Origin of the sequence: Pseudomonas sp. F01002 (assembly GCF_004402115.1) — a bacterium.
In the GTDB taxonomy this organism is placed as follows: Bacteria; Pseudomonadota; Gammaproteobacteria; order Pseudomonadales; family Pseudomonadaceae; genus Aquipseudomonas; species Aquipseudomonas frigoris.
Genome location: NZ_SOPU01000023.1, coordinates 63,783 through 78,694, shown reverse-complemented (window position 1 = coordinate 78,694; position 14,912 = coordinate 63,783). Strand labels below are relative to the sequence as shown.

Here is a 14,912-nt window from a genome sequence, read left to right as displayed (position 1 = left end):
TGTGGGAGCGAGGTTTCTAAACGCTGAGCAGCAGGAACTCACGCTCCCACGAGCTGATCACGCGCTTGAAGTTCTCATGTTCGGCGCGCTTGACAGCGACATATCCGCGGACGAATTTGCTGCCCAGATAACGCCCGACGGTTTCGCATTCTTCCATCTGCGTCAGGGCGTCTTCGATGGTGATCGGCAGGCGCAGATTACGGCGCTCATAGGCACGACCCTGGACCGCAGCACTCGGTTCGATGCGTTCGACCATCCCCAGATACCCACACAACAGGCTTGCTGCGATCGCCAGATAAGGGTTGGCGTCGGCACCCGGCAAACGGTTTTCCACGCGCATCGCGTCCGGCGTAGAGGTCGGCACACGCAGACCCACAGTACGGTTTTCTTCGCCCCATTCGACGTTCACCGGCGCCGAAGTGTCCGGCAGGAAGCGGCGGAACGAATTGACGTTCGGTGCAAACATCGGCAGCACTTTGGGGATGAACTTTTGCAGGCCGCCGATGTGGTGCAGGAACAGCTCGCTCATCTGCCCGTCGGCATCGGCAAAGATCGGCTGGCCGGTGGCGATGTCCACGACGCTCTGGTGGATATGCATGGCGCTGCCGGGTTCATCGCCAATCGGTTTGGCCATGAAGGTCGCGGTGACGTTGTGCTTGAGCGCCGCTTCGCGCAGGGTGCGTTTGAACACAGTGATCTGGTCGGCCAGATCCAGTGCGTCGCCATGACGGAAGTTGATTTCCATCTGCGCCGGGCCGTCTTCGTGGATCAAGGTATCGAGGTCCAGGCCTTGAAGCTCGCACCAGTCGTACACGTCTTCAAACAGCGGATCGAATTCGTTGGCAGCGTCGATGGAAAACGACTGTCGACCACTTTCCGCACGGCCCGAACGACCCAGCGGTGCCTTGAGCGGCAAGTCCGGGTCTTCGCAGCGCTGGGTCAGGTAGAACTCCATTTCCGGCGCGACAATCGGCCGCCAGCCTTTGTCGGTGTACAGCTGCAGGACTTTTTTCAGCACGTTGCGCGGCGACAGCTCGATCGGGTTGCCGAACTTGTCGAAGGTGTCGTGAATCACGATAGCGGTGGGCTCGATGGCCCATGGAATCACGTACACCGCGTCGGAGACGGGCTTGCACACCATGTCGATGTCGGCCGGGTCGAGCAGGTCGTAGTAGATGTCGTCGTCGACAAAGTCCCCGGTTACCGTTTGCAAAAGCACACTTTCCGGCAGGCGCATGCCTCGCTCATGCAGGAACTTGTTGGTGGGTGCAATTTTGCCGCGTGCGATGCCGGTCAAGTCGCTGACCACACACTCGACTTCGGTAATCTTGTGATCTTTCAGCCACGTGAGCAGCTGATCGAAAGGGACATTCATAAAGACCTCGTTATTGATTTTATTAACGCCGGGGAGGCTGGTTTCATCCACCACACACTTCCCCTGTGGCGCGTTGACGACTATCTTGGGCGAGCCTTGACGTTCCATCTATCCACTTTCAGCAGCACCAAAACGCACCAAACGAGTGCGTAAGGTCACCCATGACAACGTGCAATCCCCTGCAAGTCCAAGCGTTCAACACCGCCGATGTAGCCGAGCAAATCCGCGCCACGCCGGGTTGGGTGCAGCATTACCAGCAAATGTCACCGGGGCATTTCGCCGGGCGCGTGCGCTACCTGGACCTGCAAGGCGTGGAGATTTACGAGGAACAGATGAACACCCGGGTCGAGCAGAATTTCAGCGCGCCCGAAGGTGCGCTGGCGTTCTGTTTCGATCGCAGCGACAACGCGCTGTACGTGTTGAATGGTGAAAGCCGCAACATCTGGATCACCCCGGAGAACTACCAGGAAATCGCCGTGGTGTTCGGTCCGGCGTTCGTGCAGCGTCACGGTTTGAACGTGGCCAGGCTCGAAGGCCTGTTCATGGCGCCACTGAACTCGGAACAGAACGCGTTGTTCAGTCGCTGGCTCAGCGGGACGTTGACCCGATTGGCGCAGACGCTTGATCCGCCGAGTAAAGAGGCGTTGACCCAGCAGTTGCTGGAAGACTGCCTGTACATCCTCGACAACGCGTGTGTTTGCCTTGATCGCGGAGGTTTACAGCGCCGCGCAGAAGAGCGTGCAGTGATGAAACGCATCGGTGAGTGGGCGGCTGATGCCCCGGAAGACACCCTGAATCTGCTGGAGCTTTCGCAGGTCGCCGGGGTTTCACTGCGTCAGTTGCAGCATGCGTTCAAGGCCTATACCGGGATGACCCCGACCCATTGGCTGCGCTTGCGCCGACTCAATAGCGCACGCCGCGAATTGCTCAGCCGCACAGCGATGGACACCACCGTTGCCGAAGTGGCGATGCATTGGTCGTTCTGGCATTTAGGGCGATTTTCCAGCAGCTATCGGGCGTTGTTCAACGAACTTCCCAGTCAGACGCTCGCCCGCAAACCCTGTGGCCCAACAGGTCGCGGGTAAGCCGGGGACACGTCAGCGCGGCTTTGTGGCTTTCGCCGATTTGCTGTTGCCCGGCATGTGCAGGTAAGCCATCACGCTTTCGGTCAGTTCGGTCGCCAGTTTGACGGCTTCCTTGTTGCGCGCCATGACGCCCGCCACCAAGCCTTCGATCAACGCGAGCACCGCGATGTTGGAACTGGTCAATACCGGATGGTCAGCGGGAGCAAACAGCACATGTTCGGCAATGCTGGTGAGCGGCGAGGCGGGTGAATCGGTGATTGCCAGCACCGAGGCACCCCGCTCATTGGCGAAACGGGCGAGTTGCAGGGTGTCGAGGGAATAGCGCGGCAGGGAGATCGCCAGCAACACATCCTGATCGGTAATCGCGGCCAGACGGTAAGCGGCGTTTTCGTTGCCGCCCTCCATGCTGATGGCGGTGGCGTCGGCGCAGAAGGGCATCAGGGTCGAGGCGGCGAGGCCGGCGAAGTAGACGCTGTTGCCAAAGCCCAGGATGTAGATTTTTCGCGCGGTGGTCAGGCGCGTGACGAAGGCTTCAAAGGTGTCTGCATGGTTGTTGGTCGCCGCCGTGGCGAGGTTGCTGCTGGCGCTTTGAATTTGCTCATGCAGGCCAAACGCGCCGCCAGGACGATGTGCCAGTTCGTTGCGCAGTTTGTCGACCGGCGACACCATTTGCTGCAATGTCGCGACCAGTTCGGCCTTCATGCCGGTATAGCCACCCAGGTTCAGGGCCTTGGCCAAACGGTTGACCGCCGCTGGCGAGGTGGACGTTTCGTGAGCCATTTCCTCGATGGTCAGCGTCGCGGCCCTCAGTGGGTGACGCAGAATAAAGTCCGCCACCTTGCGCAGTGACGGCTGCAAATCGCCAACGATCTCCGCCAGTTTGCGCATAACCGGTGCGGCATAGACCGTGGTGTTTTTCGATGGGGTCGGCATATCCGGCTCAACATTTCCTGAGGGTTAATAAGCTGGCGGGAGTGTATCCGAAGCCGACCCTCGGTGTGCAGCGCTTGGCCAAGGGTCGGTGATCGTGCCGGTCGGGCAATGCCAATCAGTTAAGCCATTTCAGCCACAACGCATACTTTGTAGCAGCTGGCGAAGCCTGCGTTCGGCTGCGCAGCAGTCGTAAAACCTGACCGCGAGGTAGTCCTGAGGAACCGCATTACCTGATTTCACGACTGCTACGCAGCCGAACGCAGCCTTCGGCAGCTGCTACACGGAACGCGTTACGGCTTAACTGATTGGCATTAGGCCGGGCCGGTTATTTCAGGCTGCCGGCAAGAAACTGCTGGAGGCGTTCGGACTGCGGGTTGACCAGCACTTCGCGCGGGTCGCCACGTTCTTCGACCTGACCCTTGTGCAGGAACACCAGTTGATTGGAAACCTCGCGGGCAAAGCCCATTTCGTGGGTAACGACCACCATGGTGCGACCTTCGAGGGCGAGGTCCTGCATGACTTTCAGCACTTCGCCGACCAGTTCGGGGTCGAGTGCCGAGGTCGGCTCATCGAACAGCATCACTTCCGGCTCCATGGCCAGCGCCCGGGCAATCGCCACACGCTGCTGCTCGCCGCCCGACATATGGGCCGGCCAGGCGTCCATCCGGTGCGCTACGCCGACTTTGTTCAGGTAGTGCTCGGCCTTTTCCCGGGCTTCTTTCTTGCCCATGCCAAGCACATGCACCGGGGCTTCCATGACGTTTTCAAGGGCGCTCATGTGCGACCACAGGTTGAAGTGCTGAAACACCATCGACAGCCGCGAACGCATGCGTTGCAACTGCTTGGGTTCGGCGGCCTTGAGCCCGCCGAGTTTGTTGGTCACCAGTTTCAATTGTTCGCCATTGAGCACGATGTTGCCGGCGTTGGGCTGCTCCAGCAGGTTGATGCAGCGCAAGAAGGTGCTTTTGCCAGAGCCGCTGGAGCCGATGAGGCTGATCACGTCGCCGGCTTTCGCCTCCAGGGACACGCCCTTGAGCACGTGGTGGCTGCCGTAGCTTTTGTGTAGATCCTGAACTTCAAGTTTGTACATGGTTTTTATTCTCTGGAATCAGTCGCTGAGCAAGCGACCCTGGCGAATAAGGCGGGTGCCGGCGACTTTGGCCAGCCACAAACCGGGCTGGGCAAAGCGCAGGCGTTCTCGGGCATAGAGGATGCCGTCGGTGCTGGCGCGCACGATACTGTGGCGATCGGTCAGCGGATCCAGCACTTCGAACAACGGATCGCCCACCCTGACCCGGGCACCCAGCGGTTGCAGAAAACTCACCACCCCCGGATGCGGCGCATAGGCGTACTGCGCGCCGGCGAATGGCGTCGCTTCACAACAGGTCGGAGGCGCTGTTGGCCAGTCACCGCTGATCAGGCCTTGCTCGGCGAGATAGCCAAGAATGGCCTCGGCGCTATCGACACATTGCTCGCGTTCGGTGTCGGCCATGCCGCGCAACTCGATGGTGGTGGCCACACAGGCCAGCGGAATATGGGCTTCAGGAAAGCGCTCGGCCAACCGCAACCAAGGGATCGCACAGGCTTCATCGAAGGCACTGCCGCCCGCACCCTCGGCCAGCAGCGCGGCGCCGGCACCGAGTCGAGCGGCCAACGAACGCAATCGCGGCCAGTTTTGCGGCATGGCGTAAAGCAGCATGATCGACTCGAAATCGCAGTGCAGGTCCAGCACCACATCGGCGTCACAGGCATGTTGCAGCAACAGGCGGCGCAGGCCATCGAGTTCCGATGTCGGTGCCGACATGTCAGTAAGAACAACGCTCATGGCGCGGCGGATCAACGCAATGTTGGCGTCGGCATCGTCTCCCAGTTTTCCTTCCAGCAGCGCCGCCACGGCTTCGGTCAGCTCCGGGAAATCCCGATTGAAATTCTTCCCGCTGGAGAACTCAAAGCGTCCCTGATGGGTGGCCTGGAACATCTGGGCGATGCCAATCGGATTGGCCATCGGCACCAGCTCGATCACTCCGTTCAGGCGACCTTGTTCTTCCAGCACCCGCAGACGTCGTTTGAGTTCAACCGCCACGCGCATCCCCGGCAGCTCATCAGCGTGCAGGGACGCCTGAATGTAGGCCTTGCGCGGTCCGCTGCCAAAACGAAACAGCGACAGTTTCCGTTCAGTCCCCGAGGCACTCCACGGCAACAGGTATTCAATGTGCTCCATAACAGCTCCTTAGTGCTTGCGCGGTGCCAGGTACGCCAGCCAGCGACGCTCGGCCAGCTTGAACAGGCGAACCAGGATGAAGGTCAGGGCCAGGTAGATCAGACCGGCAGTGATGAAGGAACTGACCGTACGCGCGGCGCCGGTGATATCCACCAGCGTGACAATCGATGCCAGGCTGGTGGTTTGCAGCATCATCAGCACTTCGTTGCTGTACTGCGGCAGCGCCCGGCGCAAGGCCGACGGCAGCAGAATGCGGTGGTACAGGGTAAAGCGCGACATGCCCATGGCTTTGGCGGCTTCGATCTCGCCATGAGCCGTGGCCTTCAAACTGCCGGCCAGCAGTTCCGCGCTATAGGCACTGGTATTGATCGCAAAGGCCAGGCAGGCACAAAAGGTTGCGCTGGACAGGTACGGCCAGAGCGCGCTTTCACGTACCGCTGCGAACTGCGCCAGGCCGTAATAGATCAGGAACAGTTGCACCAGCATCGGCGTGCCGCGAATCACGTAGGTGTAGAGCCACGCAGGGAAGTTGATCAGGGGCGATCGGGACACCCGCATCAATGCCAACGGAATCGCCAGCACCAGGCCGAAGGCCAGGGAAATCAGCAGGACTTTGAGGGTCAACAAGGCACCGTTGAAATACAGCGGCAGGTTTTCCCAGATCAGGTTGTAGTCGAGAATCATGGGGGGCTCCCAATCACAATTCGGCGGCTTTGATGCCGACCGAGTAGTGTTTTTCCAGATAGCGCAGCACCAGCAATGACACGCTGGTCAGCATCAGATAAAGCGCCGCCACCGCGAGGAAAAACGTGAACGGCTCATGGGTGGCGTCCGCTGCGTTCTTGGCTTTGAACATCATGTCCTGCAAGCCGATGACCGAGATCAGCGCGGTGGATTTGGTCAGCACCAACCAGTTGTTGGTGAACCCGGGAATGGCGAAACGAATCATCTGCGGCACCAGAATCCGCCAGAACACCTGGCCGCCACTCATGCCATAGGCCAAGCCGGCCTCGGCCTGACCTTTAGGGATCGCCATAAACGCGCCGCGAAAGGTTTCCGAGAGATAGGCGCCAAAAATGAAGCCCATGGTGCAGACGCCGGCGATAAAGGGGTTGATGTCGATATAGCGCGTGTAACCGAGCGCAAGGGCGATGCGGTTCACCAAGTCCTGGCCGCCGTAGAAGATCAGCAGGATCAACACCAGGTCAGGAATACCGCGAATCAGGGTTGTGTACCCTTCGCCCAGCATCGCCAGCCATTTGAGCGGCGACAACCGAAAGGCTGCGCCGATCAGACCCAAAGCAATCGCCATGCTCATGGAGGTCAGGGCCAGGTTAATGGTCAGCCAGGCGCCATCGAGAATGCTCGATCCGTAGCCGTGAAGCATGATGAAGTTCCTCAAACGAGCGCCGCGAGGCGCGCGAGACAAGCCCAAAGCGGCGCCCGCAAAGGCCGGCGCCGGGGTTTGGGGTAAAGGCTTATTCGCCGTAGATATCGAACGCGAAGTACTTGGCCATCACTTGCTGGTACTTGCCGTTGGCACGGATGGCGTCGATCGCTGTACTCAGACGTGCAACGTTCACGGTGTCGCCTTTTCGCACCGCGATCCCGGCCCCTCGGCCGAAATATTTCGGGTCGCTGATGTCCGGTCCCACCAGCGCGAAACCTTTGCCTGCCGGTGTTTTGATGAAGCTCTCATCGGTGTTGACGATGTCGGCGAGCGTGGCGTCCAGTCGACCCGACGCCAGATCGAGGTAGGCTTCATTTTGTGAGCCGTAGCGCACCACTTCGACGCCGGCTTTTTCAAGCTGCTCGGTAGCAAAACGGTCGTAGGTCGATGAGCGTTGCACCCCGACCTTCTTGCCCTTGAGATCAACCAGCGGGTCGTTGATCACATTGCCGGCCTTCATCGCGAACTTGCCGGGTGTGTGGTAGTACTTTTTGCTGAAGTCGACCGACTTCATACGGTCTTCAGTGATCGACATCGACGACAGCACGGCATCGATCTTGCGCACTTTCAGCGACGGAATCATGCCGTCGAATTCCTGGATGACCCACTCGCATTTGACCTTCATTTCTTCGCACAGGGCGTTGCCGATGTCGTAATCGAAACCGCTGACGTTGCCCTCCGGCGTCTTGAAAGAGAAGGGTGGGTAGGCGGCTTCGATACCGATAAGCAGGCTGTCTTCGTCGGCGTGTGCCAGCAAGCTTGCGGCGCACAGTGCCAGAGCACCTAGAAGTTCGGTCTTGTTCATATTGTTGACTCCTTGGAGGGGCGTTGGGGTGGTACAGGCCATCCGATCTGGCACGGTGGATCAGTCCTGATGATTTTGCGTGGCTACAAATGATATGTTTTATTTCACAATGCAATGATGTGAAAATAAACGTGTCACTCAGTGACGCAAAAACTCACAACGATCCCGTGTAATCACGAGCATCTTCAGTCGCCAGGCAGGCTATTGATGGGCATTACGCGGGGGGAACAGGCTTGGCCAGTTCGATGCCGGCCGCACCCAATCGCTTCAGGATCTCAAAGAGCAGATCGCTCTTGGTCGTACTGACAATCCTTGGGCTGCTGACATAGCCGGTGATGGTTAGGGTGATGCCTTCAGGACTCAGATTGCTGAATCGGACAACGGGGGAGGGTTTGTCGAGGATGGTTTCATGTTCGCAATAGGTGGTGTACAGCAGGGTTTTGACTTGTTCGGGGTCGATATCCAGAGGGAACACCAGTTCGAGTGTGGCCACCCCTTGGGCGCTGCCGCCCATGGTCACATTGCGCAGGTTCTGGGAAATAAGCTGCGAGTTGGGCACGATCACGATCGAACGGTCACTGAGCTGTATCTCGGTGGCCCTGACATTGATCCGCCGGATATCACCTTCGACCCCGCTGATGCTGATCAAGTCGCCGACCTTGACCGGACGCTCGGTGAGCAGGATTAACCCGGATACGAAGTTCTTGACGATCTCTTGCAGGCCGAAGCCGATCCCCACCGACAACGCACTGACGATCCAGGCCAGGTTCGTCCATTTGACGCCCAAAGAAGACAACGCCAGCAGAATGACCAGCGCGTACCCGATATTACTGAACAGGGTGCTCAGCGACGCCCCCATGCCGGGGTCCATATCGGTTTTCGGCAGGAATTCGTTATCCAGCCATCTGCGCAGCGATCGAATCAGGTAAATACCGATCAACAGTGCGAGGACCGCATTCAACAGATTGCCCGGAATGATGTTCAGCTTGCGCAAGCCATCGCCGCCGAGGATCGCTGAAACCCTGTCAGTCAGCTGTCCAAAGGTCGCTCCAACCCCCCCCACAAACGTTGTAATCGCGGCAATCAACAGTAAGGCCGCTCTGCCAATACCCGACACAACAACCTCGATTTGTTCAAGCCGTACGTCGCCGATACCCAGCAACTGTTTGATCGCCTTGCCGCTGGAGTGCTTGGGCGAAAACAGGTAATCACACAGGTCCCTGAACAACTGCGTCAGCAAATAGAAGCTGGCAAGAACGATATAGAGCCAGACAATTTCGTAAGTGATGAACCGGGCCAGGGAGATGTAACCGACCAGCAGGCCAAAAATCGAGATCAACATGGCGATACTGACGCCGGTATAAATCAGCCCCGCCAGCGTAGTACCTGACTCAGGGTGTTCCCCGGCAATGACCATCGCTCGGCGGGTTTTACTGACGCGTAGCAATAACGCACCCATTATCAAGATGACGACTAATGACACGACGCCCCGGCTGAAGAGAACCACCTGCGAACTCATGCCCGTCGCATTGGTGACTTGTACCAGTGAGATGAGTATCAACATTGAACCGGCCAGCAGCGCCGGAAAAGGGCTGATCGAAAGTGCGACTTCATCGGCGATGCCAGGTAACCGCCATGAGGGATTGCGTTTAGACAGCAGGGCCCGACTCAGACCGATAATCAGGGCGCAGGCGTAAGCGACTTTCTCGACATCGTCGAAGTAGCCTTGCAGTGGCTGCGGCAATGGTTGAAGGCGGGTAGCCGCCGCGGAGATGAGCTGTATTGCGAAACCTGCGCTCAGCATCGTGGCAACTACCGTCGCTATCGCCAATGAACTTCTGCGCAGGCGACCTTCCGGTACTCGATGAATGCAGATCCATGTCAAGCCACGCTCAGCCAGTCTTCGCCCCGGCGTCCAGAAGGCCAGGGCCAGCAATAACAACGTGACGGTCACGGCACGCCGGCCGGGTTGCCAGACGGACTGAATGACACTGTTGGACTGGTCAATCAAAAACGTCAGACGGTTCTTATCCTCCGGCAGTGGAGAAAACAGCGGTAACCAGAAACGGGGGTTGAGGAGGCTGGCGGTTCGCTGGGCGAGTTCGGTTTCCAGTTGTGTGCGCCGAATGCTGGCGATCTGAGCGATGAGGTTAGTAGCGCCTTCTTTGATGGCCAGCAGTATGTTGAGATCGGCATCCACCTTGTCTTTTTGTTCGGTGAGATAGGACCTCTGTTTCACGAGATCGGACTTTTCGATGGCAACGCTGGTGGCGGATGCCGTCCCGAGCACACTGAGTTGTGCTTGCAACTGCGCCTGCTCGGGAAGTAACACGGCCGCCAACTTGTCCGCATCACTGAAGAGCAACTGAACGTTGTCCTGAAAGCCTATCAACTGGGTGTAGTTACTGGTCAGTGACACCTGCTGTTTAAGGTTGTCCAGCCTTAATTGCAGTGCTTCGAGATCGCTTTTTGACACAGTAGCGGTAGCGCTGGCCGCACCGTTGCTTGACGTGTTGGGTAGTTCATCCGCCGACAGCTCGCCGATGTTCGCCCCCATCAGCGCGAACACAACGAATATGAGTAATTTCAATGCAGGACGCATAGACATGCCTCCAGCGGCTTTAGCCATTCAGGTTAGGTCATGGCGTGTGCAGGCGCGAAAAATAGTTCCGCACGCCGGCCACGAATAGAGAAGGGGGGCGGGTGAGAAGGGGGGATCTACAATCTTTTATGCTGAACCACGCTCAGGATCACGAGGTGTGACGTATTGAGCGGTCTGTCTACCGACCCAGTGTGCTTGCAGAGTGCCGGGCCCTGTCGGAGGTCATTATGAAAAGGTTGTCATCCATTAGCCTGTGCATCGCACTGTCGGTTTCCTGGACCCAAGGGTGGGCCGAAACGGTCGTGCCGATGAAAGGGCAGAGTTCGCAACAAACCCAAACGGACATTACCGAATGCCACAACATCGCGGCCAGTCAGAGCGCCTCGACTGCACCGCCTCCTTCCGGTGGAAGGCTGAAGGGGGCCGCCGTGGGCGCTGCGGCAGGGGCTGCGGGGGCGCAGGTACGCGGACGTCAGCATGACGAGTTTTATGATCGCGTCGATGATGACGTTAAGCAGGACTATCGCCAGAATCGCGCCAAGGAAACCGCCGCGGCAGGAGCGGTCGTCGGAGGCTCGCGTCAGCGTCAGGAACGCCGGGCGCAAGAGAAAACCAGTGCTTCGACCAGTTCTACCGCCTATACCAGCTGCTTGCAGGGTAAGGGGTATCAGGTTAACCCTTGAACGTCATTTTGCCGCCCTTGATCGAGCAGATGAACCATCAGGCAGGCATACAGCGTCACGAGGAGGAACAAGCCCATGCGGATGGCGAACGCTGTGTAAACGTCCTTGCCTGCTGCGCTGTCCTGTACTGACTGACCCAACAGGATGATCAGCGTGATCAGAGTATTGAGCCAAAACCCCGGGGTAAACCGCGTCGGGCTCAGGGCATACAGCTTGCGCGCCAGCACCAGGCCGAACAGCAGCATCCACAGAAAGAACATCCACAGATGCACAAACAGACTGAGGGCACTCCAGAAGAGGATCGCCAACAGGCCTGCGAGCAAGGTTGAGCCGAGCAGCTCGCGACCGGCGTTGCGGGCATTCGTCGCGGAGCTTTGCTGTCCCAGGCCGACGGCCTTCAGGATGATCGGCAGATAACCGGCCGGGTCGATCAGCGCCAGCAGGAATGCCGGTAACACGATCAGGGTTGCACGCAGCGCAATCCGACTGACTTCTTCTGCCGGCAGGAGTGGGGCAGCCGGCGGGGAAGGGGCATTGGGTGGATCCGGGAATATCCCATGACTGAACGCCACGACGACAAAGGCGAGTAGCAAACCCTTGACCAGTGCGCCGATGGCCATCGCCGCCAGATCGAATTCGGCGATACCGGCCGAGGAAATCATGGTCAGGCCAATCACCAGGAAGGTCATGATCAAGGTGTTGCCGCCCCGCAGGCCAAAGCGGAACGCCAGGAACAGACCGACGCTGATCAACAGCACGCCGCTGACGGGGTAATAACGCAGGACCGGGATCAATAGCAGGCCGATGCCGGTGGTCAACATGGCGGCCAGTGCGAGAACCAGCCTGGCCTTGAACGGCAGCGGGCGATTGACCGAGGCCAGCAACAGCAGGCAAAGCACCGGCGCCATAAAGGGAATCGGCAAGCCCAGGCCGAAACTGGCGGTGAGGCACAACGCTGTACCGGTGGCCAGGCGCAGTGCGCGTTGATCCCGCGGAGTGCGCCGAGTAGACATACCCTTAATAGGCATAGCTCAGCCAGCTCATGAACCCCACAAACACGCGGCCGAGTGGGTTCAGCGGATTGCCCTCGGTGGGGAAGGCCATGACTTCGGCCTGCCCACCGGCACGGATCCCCCGACTGTCACGCAACGTGTTCAACGAGTCTGGCGAAAACTCGATAATGACCGGAAAACGCTGGGCCGGACGCAACCAATCGCGGCTGTTCTGCACGCTGGGCAAGGTGCCAGGCGCGGGTGTCTGCCCCACGCTGACGCCGTAACCGACGCTGCGCACGCGCCCCTCGAAAACCTCGCCCGGCAGAGCATCCAGAACAATCGAAACCGGCGTGTCGAGCTTCACCAGACCGAGGTTGTTCTCGGTCATGTCCGCACTGATCCACACATCGTGAATGGCGATCAGGGTCATGACGGGGCTGCCGGCAGCGGCGAATTGCCCTGCGTCAGTACGCAGATCCGTAATCAGCCCGGCCGAGCGAGCGCGAATCTGCGTGTTGGACAGATCCAGTTCAGCTTTGGACAACGCCGTGGCGGCACTGCGCAGCAAAGCGTTGTCTTCCTCGCTGCCACCTTCCTGTTCACGCGCGCGCTGCACTTCGGCGCGGGCAGCGGCGACCTGACTCACAGCCTGTTCGCGGTTGGCGCGAGACACTTCGAGCAGACGTACAGAAATGGTGCCGGGGTCTTCGCGATACAAACCCTCAAGACGCTGATTGTCCTGGCGCGCCTTGAGCTCATTGGCCTGGGCTGCCCGCAAGTTGGCTTGCGCCGAGGCAATGCCGGCGGTGCTCGCACCGATCTGTCGGCGGGTCGATTCAAGGTCGGCGCGCGCACGGTCGACGGCAATCTGGTACGGCTGAGGGTCCACCTCGAAAAGGATTTCGCCGGCCTTGACGTCCTGGTTGTTGCGCACGTTCACCCGGGTCACGCGGCCTGCCACTTCCGAGGCGACCGGAATCACAAAGGCACCCACCCGGGCCTGTTGTGTGTAGGGGGTGAAACGATCCGCCAACAGGTACCAGGCCAGGCTCAAGAGGATCAGTAGCAGCACCCACTTGATGCCTTTTTTTGCCGGGTCGGCGGCCGGTGCTGGCGCCTGGGTGACAGGTGTCTCGGGCGTGGGCTGGGCGGCTTCACTCATTGGTCTTTTACCTTGTAAGACATTGGAATGGCAGGCTGTGCAGTGGCGGGTTCTTCCAGCAGATCGCCCCAGTCGGTACGTTTTTCCATTTGCTGGCGGGTGGTTGGATCAACTTTCGGCTGGGCGCTGTACCAGCCACCGCCCACGGCTTTGTACAACGCAATGACATTACTGACGGCATTGCTGCGGGCGACCAGATAATTGTCCTGTTGTTCGAGCAAGGCACGCTGCGCATCCAGCACCCGCTGGAAGTCCGAATAACCTTCGCGATACTGCGCGCTGGCCAGCACCAGCGAGCGTTTGGCGGCTACTTCGGCCTCGCGCAGGATGCGTTCGCGCTCCAGGGATTTGATCAGGCCATAGGCCGCATCGTCTGCCTCGCGTGCCGCCTGGCGAACCTTGTCGCGGTAGACCTCGATCAGCTGCTGCAACCGCGCATCCTGCACGCGCACGTTGTCGCTGATCTGGCCGTGATCAAACAGATTCCAGCGCAGACTGGGGCCGCCGATCAAATCCAGATTCCGGGGCGTGCCACTGAGCGTGTCGGTGGACCAGACGATGCTGCCCAGTAAGGTCAGCGACGGATAGAAATCGCTCTCGGCCACACCGATCAGCGCTGACTGGGCGGCGACATTAAGCTCGGCGGCGCGCACATCAGGCCGACGCAGGAGCAGGTTGGCCGGTACATCTTGCAACACGGCACGGTCGACCAGCGGTATCAATCCCACGTTCTCGAGCAGTTGCGGCAGTGCGCCGGGTGGCTGACCAATCAACACCGCCAACGCATTGCGGGTCCTTTGCAACTGGTCTTCGAAGTTGGGGATGGTGCTCAACGTGCCCAGGTATTGTGTCCTGGCTTGTTGCAGGTCGAGTTCGGCAGTTTGGCCGCGATTAAACAGCTTCTCGGTGATCTCGAAGTTGCGCTTTTGCTGTTTGGCGTTTTCCCGGGCGACGCGTAAACGGGCTTCGGTGGTGCGCAGCGAAAAATAGGTATCGGCCACTTGCGCGCGCAGCAGGACGAGCACGTCTTCATAGTTGGCCTGAGCGGCGAAGTAGCTGGCATCGGATGACTCGATGGCGCGACTGAAGCGGCCCCAGAAGTCCAGTTCCCAACCCACGTCGAACCCCGCGCTGTGTTGCCAGAAATGGCTGTCTTGCGGGTTGGTTCCGCCGGATTGTCTGCGGTTAAAGTAAAGACTGTCGACACTGGCTTGCTGCAGTTGCGGGTAAAGACCACTTTGAGCAATGCCGAGTTGGGCGCGGGCTTCCATGACGCGCAGGCCGGCGATTTTGAGGCTGGAGTTGCGTGCATCCGACTCGGCAATCAAATGATTGAGGACCGGATCGGCAAAGACTTGCCACCACTGACGGATGTCCGGGTTAAGGCTGCGCTGGCTGGATTGCTCGAGGGCAGGGGTGCTCCAGTGTTTGACCCATTCTTCGCCGGGCGGCTGGAAATCCGGCCCAAGCCGTACGCAACCACTGAGGCCGAATACGCCAAGCAACACGAACCGGCCAGGCCAATTCAGCAGGGTTGTACCTGGATGCATTACGCATTTCCCGACCAACAAAGATCACTGGAGCATAGCCGTCCAAATGGG

At 59.3% G+C, this 14,912-nt stretch carries 13 protein-coding genes; 2 read left to right on the top strand and 11 right to left on the bottom strand.

The genetic code is table 11. The features are described 5' to 3' along the window. Nucleotides 1-16: 16 nt before the first annotated feature. The gene (locus E3W21_RS19525) at nucleotides 17-1,375 is read right to left on the bottom strand and encodes a glutamine synthetase family protein (protein WP_134421520.1); all 1,359 of its coding nucleotides are present in this window, start codon (nucleotides 1,373-1,375) and stop codon (nucleotides 17-19) included. Between the two features lie 161 nt (nucleotides 1,376-1,536). Between E3W21_RS19525 and E3W21_RS19520 the strand changes: the two genes are divergently transcribed. Then, a complete protein-coding gene (locus E3W21_RS19520; RefSeq protein ID WP_134421519.1) occupies nucleotides 1,537-2,460 on the top strand; it encodes a helix-turn-helix domain-containing protein in 924 nt (307 codons plus the stop codon). 12 nt (nucleotides 2,461-2,472) lie between these two features. Here the strand turns inward: E3W21_RS19520 and E3W21_RS19515 are convergent, their stop codons facing one another. From E3W21_RS19515 to E3W21_RS19485, 7 genes are all read right to left on the bottom strand, one after another. Further along, entirely contained in the window at nucleotides 2,473-3,393 is a 921-nt protein-coding gene (locus E3W21_RS19515; RefSeq protein WP_134421518.1) for a MurR/RpiR family transcriptional regulator, read from the bottom strand. Nucleotides 3,394-3,718: 325 nt separating this feature from the next. Further along, complete coding sequence (locus tag E3W21_RS19510; protein ID WP_111451645.1) at nucleotides 3,719-4,483, bottom strand: ABC transporter ATP-binding protein; 765 nt, start codon at nucleotides 4,481-4,483, stop codon at nucleotides 3,719-3,721. Between the two features lie 18 nt (nucleotides 4,484-4,501). After that, complete coding sequence (locus E3W21_RS19505) at nucleotides 4,502-5,614, bottom strand: succinylglutamate desuccinylase/aspartoacylase family protein (protein ID WP_134421517.1); 1,113 nt, start codon at nucleotides 5,612-5,614, stop codon at nucleotides 4,502-4,504. A gap of 9 nt (nucleotides 5,615-5,623) precedes the next feature. After that, a complete protein-coding gene (locus E3W21_RS19500) occupies nucleotides 5,624-6,298 on the bottom strand; it encodes an ABC transporter permease (RefSeq protein ID WP_134421516.1) in 675 nt (224 codons plus the stop codon). A gap of 13 nt (nucleotides 6,299-6,311) precedes the next feature. Beyond that, nucleotides 6,312-7,001 (bottom strand): ABC transporter permease, encoded by a 690-nt coding sequence (locus E3W21_RS19495; RefSeq protein ID WP_134421515.1) that lies wholly within the window; start codon nucleotides 6,999-7,001, stop codon nucleotides 6,312-6,314. Nucleotides 7,002-7,092: 91 nt separating this feature from the next. Next, nucleotides 7,093-7,869 (bottom strand): ABC transporter substrate-binding protein, encoded by a 777-nt coding sequence (locus tag E3W21_RS19490; protein ID WP_134421514.1) that lies wholly within the window; start codon nucleotides 7,867-7,869, stop codon nucleotides 7,093-7,095. A 214-nt stretch (nucleotides 7,870-8,083) separates the two neighbouring features. Then, nucleotides 8,084-10,471: a DUF3772 domain-containing protein gene (locus E3W21_RS19485; RefSeq protein WP_129444003.1), complete on the bottom strand. Its 2,388-nt coding sequence runs from the start codon at nucleotides 10,469-10,471 to the stop codon at nucleotides 8,084-8,086. Between the two features lie 227 nt (nucleotides 10,472-10,698). On the opposite strand from E3W21_RS19485, the gene E3W21_RS19480 reads away from it, so the two are divergent. After that, the gene (locus E3W21_RS19480) at nucleotides 10,699-11,154 is read left to right on the top strand and encodes a YMGG-like glycine zipper-containing protein (RefSeq protein WP_134421513.1); all 456 of its coding nucleotides are present in this window, start codon (nucleotides 10,699-10,701) and stop codon (nucleotides 11,152-11,154) included. Here the strand turns inward: E3W21_RS19480 and E3W21_RS19475 are convergent. The 3 genes from E3W21_RS19475 to E3W21_RS19465 are packed head-to-tail and all read right to left on the bottom strand — an operon-like array spanning nucleotide 11,139 to nucleotide 14,861. After that, nucleotides 11,139-12,167 carry a DUF2955 domain-containing protein gene (locus E3W21_RS19475; RefSeq protein WP_134421703.1) on the bottom strand — a complete coding sequence of 343 codons (1,029 nt, stop codon included), beginning with the start codon at nucleotides 12,165-12,167 and terminating at the stop codon, nucleotides 11,139-11,141. The two genes, E3W21_RS19480 and E3W21_RS19475, sit on opposite strands and share 16 nt — an antisense overlap. 4 nt (nucleotides 12,168-12,171) lie before the next feature. Continuing rightward, on the bottom strand, nucleotides 12,172-13,311 hold the full coding sequence (locus E3W21_RS19470) for an HlyD family secretion protein (RefSeq protein ID WP_134421512.1): 1,140 nt from the start codon (nucleotides 13,309-13,311) through the stop codon (nucleotides 12,172-12,174). After that, entirely contained in the window at nucleotides 13,308-14,861 is a 1,554-nt protein-coding gene (locus E3W21_RS19465) for an efflux transporter outer membrane subunit (RefSeq protein WP_129444009.1), read from the bottom strand. Before E3W21_RS19465 ends, E3W21_RS19470 begins: the two co-directional genes overlap by 4 nt. Nucleotides 14,862-14,912 lie beyond the last annotated feature (51 nt).